20 protein-coding genes are annotated in these 15,247 nt (G+C 61.9%); 9 read left to right on the top strand and 11 right to left on the bottom strand.

What is annotated here, in order from left to right; genetic code table 11:
- Window positions 1-43 precede the first annotated feature (43 nt).
- The gene (locus tag AC3YOG_RS13170; protein ID WP_489935403.1) at window positions 44-934 is read right to left on the bottom strand and encodes a metallophosphoesterase family protein; all 891 of its coding nucleotides are present in this window, start codon (window positions 932-934) and stop codon (window positions 44-46) included.
- Window positions 935-1,044: 110 nt separating this feature from the next.
- Between AC3YOG_RS13170 and AC3YOG_RS13165 the strand changes: the two genes are divergently transcribed.
- Window positions 1,045-1,521 (top strand): NUDIX domain-containing protein, encoded by a 477-nt coding sequence (locus tag AC3YOG_RS13165; RefSeq protein ID WP_489935402.1) that lies wholly within the window; start codon window positions 1,045-1,047, stop codon window positions 1,519-1,521.
- Between the two features lie 3 nt (window positions 1,522-1,524).
- Here the strand turns inward: AC3YOG_RS13165 and AC3YOG_RS13160 are convergent, their stop codons facing one another.
- Window positions 1,525-2,484, bottom strand: a complete 960-nt coding sequence (locus AC3YOG_RS13160; protein WP_489935401.1) for a glutathione S-transferase family protein — start codon at window positions 2,482-2,484, stop codon at window positions 1,525-1,527.
- A gap of 353 nt (window positions 2,485-2,837) precedes the next feature.
- Between AC3YOG_RS13160 and AC3YOG_RS13155 the strand changes: the two genes are divergently transcribed.
- The 3 genes from AC3YOG_RS13155 to AC3YOG_RS13145 all read left to right on the top strand — a co-directional run bounded on the left by AC3YOG_RS13155 (window position 2,838) and on the right by AC3YOG_RS13145 (window position 5,274).
- Window positions 2,838-3,380, top strand: coding sequence for a GNAT family N-acetyltransferase (locus AC3YOG_RS13155; protein ID WP_489935400.1), 543 nt, complete (start codon window positions 2,838-2,840; stop codon window positions 3,378-3,380).
- Between the two features lie 89 nt (window positions 3,381-3,469).
- The gene (locus AC3YOG_RS13150) at window positions 3,470-4,090 is read left to right on the top strand and encodes a CoA pyrophosphatase (protein ID WP_489935399.1); all 621 of its coding nucleotides are present in this window, start codon (window positions 3,470-3,472) and stop codon (window positions 4,088-4,090) included.
- Window positions 4,087-5,274 carry a CCA tRNA nucleotidyltransferase gene (locus AC3YOG_RS13145; RefSeq protein ID WP_489935398.1) on the top strand — a complete coding sequence of 396 codons (1,188 nt, stop codon included), beginning with the start codon at window positions 4,087-4,089 and terminating at the stop codon, window positions 5,272-5,274. The genes AC3YOG_RS13150 and AC3YOG_RS13145 overlap by 4 nt, the downstream gene beginning before the upstream one ends.
- A gap of 33 nt (window positions 5,275-5,307) precedes the next feature.
- On the opposite strand, the gene hemF is transcribed toward AC3YOG_RS13145, so the two are convergent.
- Together hemF and AC3YOG_RS13135 are read right to left on the bottom strand one after the other, a co-directional pair.
- On the bottom strand, window positions 5,308-6,201 hold the full coding sequence (hemF, locus tag AC3YOG_RS13140) for an oxygen-dependent coproporphyrinogen oxidase (protein ID WP_489935397.1): 894 nt from the start codon (window positions 6,199-6,201) through the stop codon (window positions 5,308-5,310).
- The gene (locus AC3YOG_RS13135) at window positions 6,198-6,668 is read right to left on the bottom strand and encodes a tRNA (cytidine(34)-2'-O)-methyltransferase (protein ID WP_489935396.1); all 471 of its coding nucleotides are present in this window, start codon (window positions 6,666-6,668) and stop codon (window positions 6,198-6,200) included. Before AC3YOG_RS13135 ends, hemF begins: the two co-directional genes overlap by 4 nt.
- A gap of 231 nt (window positions 6,669-6,899) precedes the next feature.
- Between AC3YOG_RS13135 and petA the strand changes: the two genes are divergently transcribed.
- The 5 genes from petA (at window position 6,900) to AC3YOG_RS13110 (ending at window position 10,456) form a co-directional block, all read left to right on the top strand.
- Window positions 6,900-7,430 (top strand): ubiquinol-cytochrome c reductase iron-sulfur subunit, encoded by a 531-nt coding sequence (petA, locus tag AC3YOG_RS13130; RefSeq protein WP_489888867.1) that lies wholly within the window; start codon window positions 6,900-6,902, stop codon window positions 7,428-7,430.
- A 14-nt stretch (window positions 7,431-7,444) separates the two neighbouring features.
- The gene (locus tag AC3YOG_RS13125) at window positions 7,445-8,695 is read left to right on the top strand and encodes a cytochrome b (RefSeq protein ID WP_489935395.1); all 1,251 of its coding nucleotides are present in this window, start codon (window positions 7,445-7,447) and stop codon (window positions 8,693-8,695) included.
- Window positions 8,696-8,712: 17 nt separating this feature from the next.
- Window positions 8,713-9,564, top strand: a complete 852-nt coding sequence (locus AC3YOG_RS13120) for a cytochrome c1 (RefSeq protein WP_489935394.1) — start codon at window positions 8,713-8,715, stop codon at window positions 9,562-9,564.
- Window positions 9,565-9,703: 139 nt separating this feature from the next.
- Window positions 9,704-9,898 carry a hypothetical protein gene (locus AC3YOG_RS13115; protein ID WP_127753735.1) on the top strand — a complete coding sequence of 65 codons (195 nt, stop codon included), beginning with the start codon at window positions 9,704-9,706 and terminating at the stop codon, window positions 9,896-9,898.
- 24 nt (window positions 9,899-9,922) lie between these two features.
- The gene (locus tag AC3YOG_RS13110) at window positions 9,923-10,456 is read left to right on the top strand and encodes an adenine phosphoribosyltransferase (protein ID WP_172123832.1); all 534 of its coding nucleotides are present in this window, start codon (window positions 9,923-9,925) and stop codon (window positions 10,454-10,456) included.
- On the opposite strand, the gene AC3YOG_RS13105 is transcribed toward AC3YOG_RS13110, so the two are convergent.
- From AC3YOG_RS13105 to ychF, 7 genes are all read right to left on the bottom strand, one after another.
- Complete coding sequence (locus AC3YOG_RS13105; protein WP_489888870.1) at window positions 10,457-10,855, bottom strand: GFA family protein; 399 nt, start codon at window positions 10,853-10,855, stop codon at window positions 10,457-10,459.
- A gap of 67 nt (window positions 10,856-10,922) precedes the next feature.
- Entirely contained in the window at window positions 10,923-11,315 is a 393-nt protein-coding gene (locus tag AC3YOG_RS13100; RefSeq protein ID WP_172123828.1) for a VOC family protein, read from the bottom strand.
- A gap of 92 nt (window positions 11,316-11,407) precedes the next feature.
- Entirely contained in the window at window positions 11,408-12,427 is a 1,020-nt protein-coding gene (locus AC3YOG_RS13095; RefSeq protein WP_489935393.1) for a TerC family protein, read from the bottom strand.
- Between the two features lie 145 nt (window positions 12,428-12,572).
- A complete protein-coding gene (locus tag AC3YOG_RS13090) occupies window positions 12,573-12,926 on the bottom strand; it encodes a hypothetical protein (RefSeq protein ID WP_489935392.1) in 354 nt (117 codons plus the stop codon).
- A gap of 31 nt (window positions 12,927-12,957) precedes the next feature.
- Window positions 12,958-13,437 carry a MaoC/PaaZ C-terminal domain-containing protein gene (locus tag AC3YOG_RS13085; protein WP_489935912.1) on the bottom strand — a complete coding sequence of 160 codons (480 nt, stop codon included), beginning with the start codon at window positions 13,435-13,437 and terminating at the stop codon, window positions 12,958-12,960.
- Window positions 13,438-13,510: 73 nt separating this feature from the next.
- Window positions 13,511-13,990: a MaoC/PaaZ C-terminal domain-containing protein gene (locus AC3YOG_RS13080; RefSeq protein WP_489935391.1), complete on the bottom strand. Its 480-nt coding sequence runs from the start codon at window positions 13,988-13,990 to the stop codon at window positions 13,511-13,513.
- A 125-nt stretch (window positions 13,991-14,115) separates the two neighbouring features.
- Window positions 14,116-15,213: a redox-regulated ATPase YchF gene (gene ychF, locus AC3YOG_RS13075; protein ID WP_489935390.1), complete on the bottom strand. Its 1,098-nt coding sequence runs from the start codon at window positions 15,211-15,213 to the stop codon at window positions 14,116-14,118.
- Window positions 15,214-15,247: the final 34 nt, after the last annotated feature.

The following is a 15,247-nucleotide window of genomic DNA, read 5'->3' as shown; positions in this document are numbered from 1 at the left end:
TTGCCCTGATATAGTTGATTTGTGCGCGATGGGGGAGAGGCGCCTAGTAGAGGCGCATCTGCAGGCGCATGACGATGTCGTTGCCCAAACGCTGGAAGCCGAATTCGCGCATGGTGCAGGACCAGGTGTCCCCGGTCTTTTCGATGCGGAAGAGGTTGTAGCGCGCGGGATCGTCGAGCGTGCCGCCCTGAGCGGCGCTGGCAGCGGCAACGCCAACCACCGGCACTTCGCGGCCAACACCGGGGATGGTGTGGATGGAGGAGCGATGGGTGTGACCGTGCAGGATCAGCTCGGCCCCGCATTCGGCGATGACCTGACGGAAGAGGCGATGCCCCTTGAGCCCGAAGGAGGGGTGCTGCAGTTCCTGGCAGGGCGGGTGATGGATGAGGACTGCGCGATAGTAGCCGCCTTCGCCCAGAACCTTGAGAATGCGCGCGAGGCGGCTGGCCTGTTTTTCATCGAAACGGCCCAGCGCCACGAAGGGGCGGGTGGGCACGGCGCTTGAGCAAGACACAACGGCCAATTCACCCTGGCGGCGCACAAAGGGATAAATCGCGTCATCGACGGTCTCGCCCTTCATGTAGTCGCCCCAGATTTCCTCGGCGGCTTCGAGGGCACCAGGGACATAGGCGTCGTGATTGCCAGGGCAGACACAAATTCTATCGGGGCTGCCCAAGGCCTGGAGCCATTCGCCGGCCCGGGTGATCTCGGACTTCATCGCTAAATTGGTGAGGTCACCCGTGACTGCGGTGAAATCGGCATTTTGGCCCTGGAGATGGGCAACAAGGCTGGCCAGCGTGCCGCTGTTGAGCTCGCCATGGCGGCGCAGCTTCCAATTGAGATAGCCCGTGAGCCGTTTGCCGACCAAGTCGCGGACGGCAACCTGGGGCATGGGGGACAGGTGAATGTCGGAAATGTGGGCGAGGGTGATCATTGTCGCTGTAATGCCAGAAGCACTGCCGCAAGAAAATGACGAACTCACTCAAGGCACGATTTTGTGGTCGGTAGCACTCTCTGCTACGCCTAAGCTAACGGAGTGAAGCCATGCAGATGAATCGCTTTCAGCAAATTCGGGCCAAGGTATTCCTCAACGTCATGGGGCTGACCCATCGCATGACCATCGGCGCGCGCGTGATGCTGGTAGATGGCGACAAGGTGCTGTTGATTCGGCACACTTATGTGCCGGGCTGGCAGTTTCCCGGCGGCGGGGTGAAGCCAGGGGAAACGGCCGAACTGGCCGCCCAGCGCGAACTGGTCGAGGAAACCGGCTTTCGCAGCACGGGACAACTGGAGCTGTTCGGGCTTTACCACAATACGGGCCCGGTGACGAACCGGGACCATGTGGCATTCTTCGTTGGGCGGGAGTTCGAGCAGGCCTTTGAGTTCAAGCCCAATTACGAGATCGCCGAGGTGGGCTGGTTCGATCGCACGCAACTGCCCGAAAAGGTTACCCCCGCGACCTCGCAGCGCGTCGACGAAGTGTTCGACGGGGCGCCACGCCGCGAGACCTGGGGCTACTGAGCCTTAGCTCAGAAAGGGCAGTTCGGGGCCGATCGGAATGATCCGCGTCGGATTAATGGTGACGTGGCTCCAGTAGTAGTGGGTGCGAATATGGTCGAGGTCGACCGTTTCCTTGACGCCGGGCACCTCATAGAGCGCCTTGAGATAGTGCGATAGGTTGGGATAATCGGCGATGCGGCGGCGGTTGCACTTGAAGTGGCCGACATAAACCGCGTCGAACCGCACCAGCGTGGTAAAGAGACGCCAATCGGCTTCGGTGATGTTCTCGCCGGTGAGGTAAGCGGTCTGGCCGAGCAGGTCCTCCACCCAGTCTAGGGCTGAGAAGAGCTTGACCACGGCCTCGTCATAGGCGGCCTGGGTGGTGGCAAAGCCGGCCTTGTAGACGCCATTGTTGATGTCGTCATAGATGCGCGGGTTGAGCTCATCGATGCGCTCGCGCAGTTCGACCGGATAAAAGTCCTCGGTGTTGCCGGTCAGCTCGTTGAAAGCCGAGTTGAACATGCGGATGATCTCGGCGCTTTCATTGGACACGATGGTGCCGCGCTGCTTGTCCCAGAGCACCGGCACGGTGACGCGGCCGGTATAATGCGGGTCGGCCTCGGTATAGACCTGCCAGAGCATGTCCTTGCCAAAGAGAGCATCGCCGGTGGAGCCTTCATCCGTGCGGAAGGTCCAGCCGGTCTCGTCGGGCATTTTGGGGGAAACGACCGAAACCGAGATCAGGTCATCGAGCTCCTTGAGGCGCCGGAAGATTAAGGTGCGATGCGCCCAGGGGCAGGCGAGGGACACATAAAGGTGGTAGCGGCCCGCTTCGGCCTTGAAGCCGCCTTCGCCAGAGAGGTCGGGGCTGCCATCGGCGGTGATCCAGTTGCGAAAGCCCGATTGGGAGCGCTCGAACTTTCCGCCGGTCTTCTTGGTATCATACCATTGGTCGGACCATTTTCCGTCGATCAGCTGTCCCATGATGAGGCTCTTTCACGAGTTTGTTGCGCATGCGAGGTAAAGTCCCGCAAGCGTCGGGTTGTTGCAGGATTGAACAGGGAAATAGGGGAGAATGCCCGCCCGGATAAGCAGCCAAATCGGCAACAAATCGTTGTGCAAAAGAAACACGGACCGCTCGCTCTTGTTTTTGCCGGCACCCGGTACGACCTTTTTGTTTACGCAGGGCCATGGTGGTGCTAATGCGGATTTCAGGCGTGGAGGCGCCCAGGATGGTAAAGGTTTTGCTGGCAACACGACGACCCTAAGGGGTTTTTGAGCGGCGCGCTTTAGGTGGCGCCGGGTTTCTGCCTGCTGCTTCCATTTTGGATTTTGCCATGACCATTGCCGCGTCCACAGCCGTTTCGGCTGCTCCTCATGCCGGTGTGCTTTCCGTTCGTCCAGCAACCCCCGCCGATGACGCGTTCATCGATGAGCTGCAGGCCATTGCCTTTGGCCCGGGCCGGTTTGCGCGCACGGCCTTTCGCATCCGCGAGCGCTTTCCGATCGACAAGAGGCTGAGCCTTGTTGCCGAAGTGGATGGCGTGCCATGCGGTTCGGTGTGGATGACCCCGATCAGCGTGGGCGGCAGCAATGGCTATCTGCTGGGCCCGCTGGCAACGCACCCCAATTTCCGGAAGCGCGGCGCCGGCAAGCTGCTGGCGCTTGAGGTCAGCAAGCGCGCCCTGGCCCGCAACGAGGGTAAATTCGTGCTGCTGGTGGGTGACCAGGATTATTATTGCCCGCTGGGGTGGGTCCCGACCGTGCCCGGTGCCATCCAGTTCCCCGGGCCGGTCGACCCCAACCGCGTGCTGCTGCTGGCCGAAGATCCGGCGCTGGCCAAGTCGCTGAGCGGCGTGATCGGCGCCTTCCAAGCCTGAGTACCGCCTGCACGCTGCTTGCAGAAGGCGCGTGCAGGGACGGGCGCGGTGTCATAGATAGGGGCGATGATTGTTCGTGCCGGTGACGCTTGATTGCAGAACTAGACCTTGATGGGCTGGCAGCGCGGCTGCTGGCGCAGCCCCCAGCATTGCCCGAACGCCACCTGTTGGTGCCCGACTGGGCACCAACACGGCCGTTCGACCGGGCGCCCGTACCGGCGGCGGTTTTGATCGCGCTGATCAAGCGGCCGGAGGGACATACGGTGCTTTACACCGAGCGCTCGCCCGATTTGCGCTCGCATTCGGGGCAGGTGGCGTTTCCCGGCGGCAAGGTTGACCCCGAAGACGAGGATGTCGCCGCGGCGGCGCTGCGCGAGGCTTATGAGGAAGTGGGGATGGTGCGCAGCGATGCGCAGGTGCTGGGTTTCATGCCCACTTATTTTACCGGTACCAACTACCTCATTACCCCTGTGGTGGCGCTGGTGGAGCCGAGCGGCCCGTTCGTGCCTAATCCGGGGGAAGTGCATTCGGTCTTCGAGGTGCCGCTGAGCCGCCTGCTCGATCCACAAAGCTATGGCGAGGTCAAGGTGGAGCGGGGCGGAACAGTGCACCGCACCTGGCAGATCGACCATGACGGCCACCGAATCTGGGGCATCACCGCCAATCTGACGCGGCTGTTTCGCGACCTGGTGACGGGGGCACGGCCATGACGGAGGCAGCCGAAGCGCAGCAGCGCTTGCGCGATGCCGAATGGCGGCAGCGCGCCGAAACCCAGGCAATCTTTGCGGCGCTGGATGGCGCGAGAGGGCGCACCCGCGCAGTGGGTGGGGTGGTGCGCGACACCATTTTGGGAAGCAGTGACGTTGATATCGACATGGCAACCGAGTTGTTGCCAGCCGAGGTGGTACGGCGCGCGGAAGAGGCGGGGATTGCGTCTTATCCGACCGGAATTGAGCACGGTACCGTGACGCTGCGGCTGGGTGAAACGCTGGTCGAGGTCACCACGCTGCGGCGGGATGTGGAAACCGATGGGCGGCATGCGGTGGTGGCGTTTGGGTCCGACTGGGCGGAAGATGCGGCGCGGCGCGATTTCACTCTCAATGCCCTCTATGCCTTTGCCGATGGGACGCTTTTTGACCCGCTGAGCGGATTGGACGATGCGCTCAATGGCCGGGTGCGGTTCATTGGCGATCCGGCACAGCGAATCGCCGAAGACGGTTTGCGGGTTTATCGGTTCTTCCGCTTTTCGGCGCGGTTTGCCGGGCAGAGCCTAGATGCCGCAGCGCTGGCGGCCTGTGCGGCGGCGGTTGGCTCGCTCGATCATCTTTCCGCCGAGCGGGTGGGCGGGGAAATGCTGCGGATGCTGGCCTTGCCGCAGATCGCGGCGACCTTGCGGGTGATGGCCGGTATCGGGTTGCTCGAGCTTGAGGTGCCAACCCTGGCGGCGCTGGAGCGGTATGAAGAACTGGGTGGGGTGGCGGTGAGCGGGCGGCTGGCGCTGCTGCTGGGAGAGAGCAGTCCAGAACAGCTGCAGCACAGCTGGCGATTGGCCAATGAAACCGTCCGCGAAGCCGTAGAGGTGCGCGCGGCGGCAAGGCTGCTGTTGCAAGGCCAGTTGAGTGAAGCGCTTTATCGCTTTGGGGCTGGGTGCGGGGAAGGGGTCTTGGTCGCGGCGGCATTGGGTGACTGGAGTGCCGAAGCAACCGTCGAGATGCAGCGGCAGGTCGGGGAAATCGTCGTGCCGCCCTTGCCCATTGGTGGCGCCGATCTGCTTAAGCTGGGCATGAAGCCAGGCCCGGCATTGGGCCAGGAGCTGGGGCGACTGGAAGCGTTGTGGCTGGCCAGCGATTTTGCGCTGGACCGGCAGGCGCTGCTGGCAGCCGCCCAAATATGAGCGGAGCCGAGCGCCTGCAGCAGTCCAGATGGGTCAGGGGAAGCGCACTTCGGGCGGCATGGACGACAGAATCGAATTCACATTGCCGCCGGTCTTGAGGCCGAAGGTAGTGCCGCGGTCGTAAAGCAGGTTGAACTCGACATAGCGGCCGCGACGCACCAGCTGCTCATGGCGATCGGCTTCCGTCCAGGCCTGCTCGAAGTTGCGGCGCACCAGACGGGGGTAGATGTCGAGGAAAGCCTCGCCCACGGCTTGGGTGAAGGCGAAGTCGGCTTCCCAGTCACCGGTATTGTGGTGGTCATAAAAGATGCCGCCGACGCCGCGATGCTCATTGCGATGGGGCAGGAAGAAGTACTCGTCGCACCATTGCTTGAAGCGCTCGTAGTCGACGCCCGGGCGGTTCTCGCAGGCGGCGCGCATGGCGGCGTGGAAATCAACGCTGTCTGGATCGGTCTGGGTGCGCCGGCGGTCGAGCACCGGGGTGAGGTCAGCACCGCCGCCGAACCACTGCTTGCCGGTGACGATCATGCGCGTGTTCATGTGCACGGCCGGCACATGCGGGCTCCAGGGATGCACGATGAGGGAAATGCCCGAACTCCAAAAGCTCGCGCCTTCCTCGGTGCCGGCGATCTGCTTGGCGAAGTCGCCCGAGAAATTGCCGTGTACGGTCGAGATATGCACGCCGGCCTTTTCAAAGACCCGGCCATAAAGCATCGACATTTCGCCGCCACCGCCCGCCGTACGATCCCAAGGCGAACGCTCGAACTGACCGGCGGGCAGATGGGCATGGCTGCCTTGATGTTCACGCTCGATGGCCTCGAACTCGGCGCAAATGCGATCCCGCAGCTGCCGGAACCAGGTGGTGGCGCGGGTTTTCTTGGTCTCGATATCGTCTGGGATATTCATGCTTGGGATATGTACCGTCATTGCAGGCTCGTCCACCCGTCAGTTTGTCGTTTGGCTTCCCCCAGAATAAGCGCTGCCGCGACGGCGACATTGATCGAGCGCAAACCGGGCTGCATCGGAATGCGAATCTTGAGATCCGCGATTTGGGCGACCGCATCAGGTACGCCAGCGCTTTCGCGGCCCATCAGCAGAATGTCGTTCTCTTGGTAGCTCGCAGCATAGGCGGCAGTCGTGGCCTTGGTCGTAAGCAGCACCAAGCGGCGCCCGGCCGATTGCCGCCAGGCATCGAACTGGCTGAACCCGGTATGCTCCACTACGCTGGCGCGATCCACATAGTCGAGCCCCGCACGGGCCAGGTTCTTTGGTGAAAAGGGGAAGCCGGTGGGATGGATGATGTGGATGGTCGTGCCCACGCAGGCGCAGAGCCGGATCAGGGTGCCGGTGTTGTTGGCGATATCGGGTTGATAAAGGGCGAGATCGACCGGCATGAGCTTGATCGTGGCAAGGGAGCGCGCAGGCATAGTCCAATAGCTGGCGAAAGGCGCCGGGTATAGTGTCGCAGCCAGCCTCGTTCATTCCCGCGCGCTCTGGACAAGCGCCGGGGACAGTGCAAAAAGAGCGCACCTGACGGGCCGCTTGAGGGCGGACGGCGGCCGATTCTGCGTAGGTGGGAGCTGGCTGCGCTTGCCGGCCGCGTCGAAGTGTATTGTACGGGGATCGTGACCTTGGCTACGCAAGCTGAACATTCATCCACGCGACGGGATTTCCTGTTTGTGGCAACCGGGGCCGTAGGGGCTGTAGGCGCCGCTGCCGTGGCCTGGCCGCTGATCAATCAGCTGAACCCGGATGCGTCTACGTTGGCGCTGGCCAGCATCGAATTCAACCTTACCGGCATCGAAGAAGGCCAGGCGGTCACCATCATGTGGCGCGGCCTGCCGGTGTTTGTGCGTCATCGCACTCCGGCCGAGATCGAGGAAGCCCGCGCTGTGCCGCTGGCAGACCTCAAGGATCCCGAGACGGACGAGCAGCGCACCCAGGAAGGCCACGAGCAGTGGCTGATCATGATCGCGAACTGCACTCATCTCGGTTGTGTGCCGGTGGGTCAGTCCGGCGACTTCGATGGCTGGTTCTGCCCGTGCCATGGCTCGCACTACGATACGGCCGGACGTATTCGCAAAGGTCCCGCACCAAAGAACCTGGTGCTGCCGCCTTATAATTTCGTCAGCGATACGCTGGTCCAGATCGGTTAGTGGGGGCTTCGCCGATGTCAGAACATTCAACTTACCAGCCGGGTACCGGCGTAGAAAAGTGGCTCGACGAGCGGTTGCCCGTTGTCAGGTTTGCCAAAGAGCACCTGATGGACTTCCCGACGCCCAAGAATCTCAACTATTTCTGGACCTTCGGGGCCATTCTGGCGATCATGCTGGTGGTGCAGATCGTCACCGGCGTCATTCTGGCGATGCACTACACCCCCAATATCGCCATGGCGTTCAACTCGGTGGAGCATATCCGCCGTGACGTGAATGGCGGACGCATCATCCAGGCCACCCACGCCGTGGGCGCTTCCATGTTCTTTGCTGCCCTTTACATCCATATGGGCCGTAACCTGTATTTCGGCTCCTACAAGGCTCCGCGCGAGATCCTTTACATCATTGGCGTGCTGATCTTCATCATGGTGATGGCAACGGCCTTCATGGGCTATGTGCTGCCATGGGGCCAGATGAGCTTCTGGGCCGCTACCGTTATCACCAATATCTTTGCCGCGATTCCGATTGTCGGTAACCCGATCCTCGAGCTGCTGCGTGGTGGCTTTGCGGTCGACAACCCGACGCTGAACCGCTTCTTCTCCTTGCATTACCTGCTGCCATTCGTGGTCGCAGCACTCGTTGCGCTCCACATCTGGGCGCTGCACGTGCCGGGCAACAACAACCCGACCGGGGTCGATGTGAAGTCGAGCCGCGATACCGTGCCTTTCCATCCGTACTACACGATGAAGGACCTGTTCGCGGTCGTGGTCTTCGCCATTCCTTTCGCGTGGTTCGTGTTCTTCATTCCCGATATCCTTGGCCACCCCGACAACTATGTCATGGCCAACAGCCAGGTGACGCCGGCGCATATCGTTCCCGAATGGTACTTCCTGCCCTTCTACGCGATCCTGCGCGCCATTGACTTCAACATCCTGTTCATCGACTCGCGTCTTGGCGGCGTCATCTTCTTTGCCGGCTCCATCGTGATCCTGCTGTTCGTGCCGTGGCTCGATCGGTCGCCGGTTCGCTCGGGCACCTTCCGCCCGCTGTTCAAGTGGTTCTACTGGCTGTTCATCATCAACTTCCTGGCTCTGGCCTATCTGGGCGCGGCGCCGGCTGAAGGCATCTATGTGGTGCTCGCCAAGATCACGACGTTCTACTACTTCTTCTACTTCCTTGTTGTGTTGCCCTTCCTGCCGATGTTCGAGAAGCCCCGGCCCTTGCCGACCAGCATCTCGGAAAGCGTACTGGGCAAGGCACTGCCGTGACGGTTGGGATCAGGTCAATGTTCAATATCAAGACACTCATCTCCGCCGCAGCAGTGTCGGCCGCTCTGATCGCAGTCCCGACTGTCGCCCAGGAAGCCGATACCCACGCCACTCCGCATATCGAGCGGCAGGACTGGAGCTTCGCCGGCATTTTCGGCACCTATGACCAGAACCAGCTGCAGCGCGGCTTCCAGGTGTTCCGGGAAGTTTGTGCCAACTGCCACAGCGCCAATCTGCTTGCTTTCCGCAATCTGGCCGAGCCCGGTGGCCCGCACTTCTCGGAAGAACAGGTCAAGGCGCTGGCGGCCGAATATGAGGTTGCCGATCCGGCAGCCGAGGGCGGCGTTCGGCCGGCCGTACCAGCAGACCGGTGGCCGGCGCCTTTTGCCTCCGATCAGGAAGCTCGCGATGCCAATGGCGGCTCCGTGCCGCCGGACTTCTCCGTGCTGGCCAAGGCACGTGGCGTCAGCGATCCGTTCCCCACCTGGATCTTCAACTACTTTACCGGTTACGCTGAAGGCGGCCCGGATTATATCCACGCGCTGCTCAACGGCTATGTCGAACCACCTGAAGGCTTCGACCTACCGGAAGGCAAGTACTACAACGAGTACTTCCCAGGGCACGCCATCGGCATGGCACCGCCCCTGGCGGACGACCAGATCACCTATGAACCCGGTGAAGACGGCCAGACTGTTCCACAGACAGTCGAGCAGTACTCGCAGGATGTGAGTGCGTTCATGATGTGGCTGGCCGAACCTGGCCTTGTGGCGCGCAAGCAGACCGGCTTTGTGGTTCTGCTGTTCCTGTTCGTGTTCGCGGGCCTGCTGTGGTTCACCAAGAACCGCATCTGGAAGAGCGTCGAGCACTGAGTGCTCGCCGCCGAACTGCGTTGAGTTGAAGGGTCCTACGGGACCCTTTTTTCACGCCATGCCCCAGTTCGGGCCTATCCCCTTGTTATTCTCGCGCGAGACCGCATTATGGGTCTCGAATCTTCGCCGAGGAGCCGTCATGTCCGCGATCCGCATTGCTGTTACCGTGGTGAGTGCAGCCGTGGCCGCCAGCCGCCATCCCGTGGTGCGGGCGGGCATGCGGGCGGTGGCCAACAATCCCAAGGCGCGCGATGCAGCCGTGACCGTTACCCGAGGTGCCGCCTACCAGGCCGGAGTGGTGGCACGGATGATCGTTCGGCGCCGGCTGCGCTAAGCTTCCCAATATTGCGAGTGTTTCATGCCGCTTGACCTGCAATCGCTGGTTCGCACCATTCCGGACTACCCCAAGAAGGGGATCCTGTTCCGCGATATCACAACGCTGATCGAGCACCCCGAAGGGTTCAGAGAAAGCATCGAGCGTATTGCTGCGGCGCATCGCGACCTCGGCATTACCCATGTGGCGGGAATAGAGGCGCGCGGCTTTATATTCGGGGCAGGGGTGGCGATCGCGCTCGGCGTGGGTTTCGTGCCGATTCGAAAGCGCGGCAAGCTGCCGGGCCAGACCATCGGCCAGAACTATGTGCTGGAATATGGCGTCGACACGATCGAGATCCACGCCGACGTGCTGACCGACGTGCACAAGGTGCTGCTGGTGGACGACTTGATCGCCACCGGTGGGACGGCCTTGGCGGCTGTGGGGCTGCTGCGGCGCACGGGTGCCATCTGCGACCATGCGGCCTTTGCCATCGACCTGCCCGACCTTGGCGGCGCCGAAAAGCTGCGTCACGAGCAGGTCGAGATTTATTCGCTGATGGCGTTCAGCGGCCACTGACTACCAGTTATTGCGGCCATCCACCTGGGAAACGGGCAGGGAGCTCGGGTCGAAGTCGGGGATCATGCGCAAGTTGACGGTGATGATCCGGTTGGCAGGGATGGCGTCGGTCATGCCGGGCTTGAGCGTGCCGTCAAGGTTGTAGAGTGAGCCCCAGTCCGGGCAGTCGCTGTGCGTGTTGCTGCCGCACGTGGCGCAGAAATGATGCAGGTTCACCCCTTCGCTGGCCGAGTAGACCTGATCGTTAGTCGCGGTGATGCGAACCTCTTCAGGGGCAAAGCTGGCCCAGACGGCGCCCACGCGATTGCACAAGGTGCAATTGCACTCATGGGCTTCGGTGGGGGCTTGCAGCATCTCGATCCGGGTGGAGCCGCAGTGGCAGGTTGCAACAAGTGTCATCGTGGTTCTCCCTGAGGGTTGTGGGAGCAACCTGCCAGAACGGGATGACAGAGCCTGTCAGCAGGCCTCAGGCCGCGATGGATTGCCGGTTGTCGAGGAGGCAGAACTGGTTGCCCTCGGGGTCGCGCAGAATGGTGCAAGTGGGTAGCACGCGCACAATCTCAGCGCCGGCCTGGGTCAGCTTGTCCACTTCGCTGGGGCGATCTGAGGCGACGATATCGAAGTGAACGCGGTTGTTGTCGGGCCGGCGGCCGTCGATGTTCTGAAAGCAGATGCTGGGTCCGGGGCCGTCGAGCATAACCATCTGGCCGGCATCGGGAGCCAGACCCAGGGCGGCGAGGCGGGCAAGTTCCGCCTCGTCTTGTTGGCGCAGTGTGTAGCCGTCCAGCAGATTGACCCAGAACTGGGCGAGCTCGGTTGGCTGTTCGCAGTCAAAGACGATCTCGTGGATGGCACCCATGCCCGATCTCCTGTTCCAATTCCCGCATTGCTTAGAAAGGAATTGCGGCAAGACTAGGCAGGGGTGCTCCAAGGGGCGTCAGGCGGGGCCGGTTAGGGCTCCAGCTGACCGGTTTTGGGGGCCTCTTCAGCGCTGATATCGGGCTCGTTGCGGGTCTTCCACAAGGAGAAGAGCACGCCACCGGCCAGGATACCAACGGTCACGACCAGCGAGAGCAGGGTGTCGATCTTGATCTCGAGGGGGACGAGGAAGATCTTGATACCCACCAGCACCAGCACAATCGCCAGCGCCGTCTGCAGGTAGCGGAACCGGTTCATGGCAGCGGCCAGGGCGAAGTAGAGCGCGCGTAGGCCAAGGATGGCGAAGATGTTGGAGGTGTAGACGATAAAGGTGTCCTGGGTCACCGCAAAGACCGCCGGTACAGAGTCCACTGCAAAGATCAGGTCAACCGCTTCCACCATGATCAGCGCCACCGCCAGCGGGGTCAGGAACATTACCACCTTACCCGTCTTGGGGTCTGGCTCACGCACGGTGAAGGCACGGCCATGCAGGCGGTCGGTGATGCGGAAGTGCTTGCGCAGGAAGCGAAATATCGGGTTGTGCTCGATATCGGGCGTTTCATCCTGATGCTTGAACATCCGGAAGCCGGTGAAGATCAGGAAGGCGCCGAAGCCGAACAGAATCCAACTGAAGGAGTGCACCAAAGCAGCGCCAAGGCCGATCAGTATGGCGCGGAAGGCGATCACGCCCAGAATGCCCCAGAACAGCACGCGGTGCTGGTAGAGGCGGGGAATGCCAAGAAAACCGAAGATCGTGGCGATGACGAACATGTTGTCCATCGCCAGGCTCTGCTCGATCAAATAGCCCGTATAGAATTCAAGCCCGGCTTCGGCGCCGCGGGCCCACCAGACCCAGCCGCCAAAGGCGAGCGCGATAGCGACGTAGAAGCCGTAAAGCGTCAGGCTTTCACGCGCAGAAATTTCGTGTTCGTCTTTGTGCAGAATGCCAAGGTCGAACACCAGCAATGCGATAACGACCGTGATAAACGCGGCCCAAAAATAAACGGGGGTACCCAAAAAATCGCCCAAAAGGGCGGCAAGAAGCGATTCCATCGCCGGACCATCTCCATGTGAACATTGGAGCAGCTCCGACATCGCCATAGTGAACTATGACCAGAGGGGCCCGGCGCCGCACAGCAAGAATGCGCAAATGCGGCGAAAAGTTCAACCCGGTGCGGCAGGATGCCGCCCAGTTAATTCAGCGGGGAGCGCAGAGCATGACGACGGCGTCGTTTGTTTCGAGCTGGATCACAGTGCCACGGGTAGGGTCGGGCACGATCCGACCGGCCTGAATGCCGCGCGCTGACTTGAGGCCTCCGTCGTTGAAGCCCACCCCGTCCTGGTAGCCCGTGATGCTGCCGGTTCCCGAAGCGGCATCCGCAAGGGCTGTGGAAGCAAAGCCATAGACCGCACCATAGATGGTCAGAATGCCCGCCTTGCCGCCGGTCTCGTCGCGGCAGCTCCAGTTGCCCTCAAAGCTTTGCGCTGAAGCGGGCAGAACGAGCAGGGCGATGAAGGCGATGAAGGCGAAGGCAGGGGTGATTCGGCGCATGGCGTTAGTGTGAATCGCCTCGGTGCGCTGTTCAACTGCGTCGGGCGATGAGCGGGCCGATGAGCGGGAGGTTGGTGAGTGCCTGCAACAGTTTTTGCCACCAGGGCATCCGGTAATCGCGTAATTTCGAGAAGCCGACCAATTCGGCGCTATAAACGAGATCGCCGTGCTGATTGGTGCCGGTCAGCCGGTTGAACAGCAAGCCCCAACCCGGCAGGGAATTGGAGGGGCGCTTGCCGGTGACGACGAGCTGGAAGCTCACCACATCCCCCCGGCGCACCGGGGTGGGGAAATCCATGCTGTTGACGCCGGGGGAGGGGCCGGACACTCCAGGCTCCTGCCCGAGGGCCCGCAGGCGCTCTTCCTCGGCAAAGAGGGTGTCGACCATTTTGCGGTGACCAACGCTCGCGACGTGCCAGCCGCTGGCCACGAGGCCCTTGAGGTAACTTGCCCCGGCCGCGCGCGGATCGGTGTGCACGGGCTGCGGATCGTAGAGGCTGGCGAAGCGGATGATGTCACGGCCTCGAAAGTGTGCGTGCCCAGATCGAAGGCTTCATCGATGACGATGTCTTCATACCAGCGCGTCATGCCGATACTCCAAAGGCGCGGGTGGCGACGCGCAGCGACAGGCGCATCTGCAGCACCGGCTGGCGCTTCTGATTGCCCACATCAAAGTCCAGAGCCACGATGCCGAGTTCGGGCTGGCCTGGCAGCCTCGTCAATTCCGCAATGGTGGCGGTGCCGCCGATATCGTCACCAACCATGACCGGATTTTTCCACTTCAGATCCCGAACGCTGGCGATTCCCGCGGAGTTGGTGGTGGCAAGGAAGCTATCGCCCAGCATGCGCAGGCATAGCGCGCCAGTCTGCCAGCCGCTGGCGGCCAGGCCGCCAAGCAGCGAGGCTTGGGCTGCGCTTTCGTCGAGGTGAAACGGGAAGGGGTCGAACTCACGCGCAAAGCTCGTGATCATGTCCCGCGTTAGGGTGGTGCGACCAAGCTCGATCACTTCGCCGAGCTGCAGATCCTCCCAGAAGCGGGGAGAGGTAATTACCGGTTCGGTCATGCAGTTGCCCCTTACGTCAAGGCGGTTGTGCACGCTTCAGACGTGGCGGGCAAGATGGATGCGAGCGGGGAGGGCAGGCGGACGGGCGAGTGGTACTCGCCCGATCCGGTGCCGTTCAGACGAGGTCAGGTGTTGAACTTGAACAGCATCACGTCGCCGTCCTTGACCACATATTCCTTGCCTTCGTCGCGCGCCTTGCCGGCTTCCTTGGCGGGAACTTCGCCGCCGAGGGTGACGAAGTCTTCGTAGCCAATGGTCTGGGCGCGGATGAAGCCGCGTTCAAAATCGGAGTGGATGACGCCGGCGGCCGCAGGGGCCTTGTCGCCCTTGTGGATGGTCCAGGCGCGCGTTTCCTTGGGGCCGACGGTGAAATAGGTTTGGAGGCCTAGAAGATCATAGGCCTCGCGGATGAGCCGGTTGAGGCCGGGCTCGTGCAGGCCGAGTGACTCCAAATATTCGGCCTGTTCCTCATCGGGCAGCTGGGCCAGCTGGCTTTCGATCTCGGCCGAGATGATGACGACGCCGGCGCCATTGGCATGGGCGTAATCCTCGACGGCCTTGCTCATGGCGTTGCCGCTTTCGGCCGAACCTTCGTCCACATTGCACACATAGAGCACGGGCTTGGAGGTGAGGAGCTGCAGTTCCCCGAACGCCTTTTCTTCCTCAGGCGAACGCTCGACGAAACGGGCCGACTTGCCCTCGCGCAGCAGCACCAGCGCGCGGTCGATCAGATCGAGCGTGGTCTTGGCTTCCTTGTCATTGCCCTTGGCCTTTTTCTCAACGCCGGCACGGCGCTTTTCGAGGCTTTCGAGATCGGCCAGCATCAGCTCGGTTTCCACCACTTCGGCATCGGCGAGCGGGTCGACCTTGTTGGCGACATGGATGATGTTGCCGTCTTCAAAGCAGCGCAGCACATAGGCGATGGCGTCGCATTCGCGGATATTGGCCAGGAACTGGTTGCCCAAGCCTTCGCCCTTGGAGGCACCCTTCACGAGGCCGGCAATATCGACAAAGCTCATGCGCGCGGGCAGTACGTTGACGGACTTGCCGATGGCGGCAAGCTTTTGCAGGCGTTCATCGGGCACGGGGACGTCGCCCACATTGGGCTCGATGGTGCAGAACGGGAAATTGGCGGCGGCAGCCGCAGCGGTGCGCGTGAGCGCATTGAAAAGGGTCGACTTGCCGACATTGGGCAGGCCGACAATGCCCATCTTGAAACCCATGGGAAACTCCGGAAATTTGTTGGCCCCCACTTGG

The sequence above is a fragment of the Devosia sp. Z6_126 genome (assembly GCF_058133495.1).
Note: the sequence above shows the minus strand (reverse complement) of the source record. Positions and strands in the feature narration are given on the sequence as shown.

Coding starts and splice junctions, on each gene's coding strand:
- AC3YOG_RS13165 (WP_489935402.1), top strand. CDS start 1,045: ATGCAGATGAATCGCTTTCAGCAAATTCGGGCCAAGGTATTCCTCAAC.
- AC3YOG_RS13135 (WP_489935396.1), bottom strand. CDS start 6,668: ATGCCGGTCGATCTCGCCCTTTATCAACCCGATATCGCCAACAACACC.
- hemF (WP_489935397.1), bottom strand. CDS start 6,201: ATGACGGTACATATCCCAAGCATGAATATCCCAGACGATATCGAGACC.
- AC3YOG_RS13170 (WP_489935403.1), bottom strand. CDS start 934: ATGATCACCCTCGCCCACATTTCCGACATTCACCTGTCCCCCATGCCC.
- AC3YOG_RS13115 (WP_127753735.1), top strand. CDS start 9,704: ATGTCCGCGATCCGCATTGCTGTTACCGTGGTGAGTGCAGCCGTGGCC.
- AC3YOG_RS13120 (WP_489935394.1), top strand. CDS start 8,713: ATGTTCAATATCAAGACACTCATCTCCGCCGCAGCAGTGTCGGCCGCT.
- AC3YOG_RS13090 (WP_489935392.1), bottom strand. CDS start 12,926: ATGCGCCGAATCACCCCTGCCTTCGCCTTCATCGCCTTCATCGCCCTG.
- AC3YOG_RS13155 (WP_489935400.1), top strand. CDS start 2,838: ATGACCATTGCCGCGTCCACAGCCGTTTCGGCTGCTCCTCATGCCGGT.
- AC3YOG_RS13160 (WP_489935401.1), bottom strand. CDS start 2,484: ATGGGACAGCTGATCGACGGAAAATGGTCCGACCAATGGTATGATACC.
- AC3YOG_RS13105 (WP_489888870.1), bottom strand. CDS start 10,855: ATGACACTTGTTGCAACCTGCCACTGCGGCTCCACCCGGATCGAGATG.
- AC3YOG_RS13095 (WP_489935393.1), bottom strand. CDS start 12,427: ATGGAATCGCTTCTTGCCGCCCTTTTGGGCGATTTTTTGGGTACCCCC.
- AC3YOG_RS13080 (WP_489935391.1), bottom strand. CDS start 13,990: ATGACCGAACCGGTAATTACCTCTCCCCGCTTCTGGGAGGATCTGCAG.
- ychF (WP_489935390.1), bottom strand. CDS start 15,213: ATGGGTTTCAAGATGGGCATTGTCGGCCTGCCCAATGTCGGCAAGTCG.
- AC3YOG_RS13100 (WP_172123828.1), bottom strand. CDS start 11,315: ATGGGTGCCATCCACGAGATCGTCTTTGACTGCGAACAGCCAACCGAG.
- AC3YOG_RS13125 (WP_489935395.1), top strand. CDS start 7,445: ATGTCAGAACATTCAACTTACCAGCCGGGTACCGGCGTAGAAAAGTGG.
- AC3YOG_RS13110 (WP_172123832.1), top strand. CDS start 9,923: ATGCCGCTTGACCTGCAATCGCTGGTTCGCACCATTCCGGACTACCCC.
- AC3YOG_RS13145 (WP_489935398.1), top strand. CDS start 4,087: ATGACGGAGGCAGCCGAAGCGCAGCAGCGCTTGCGCGATGCCGAATGG.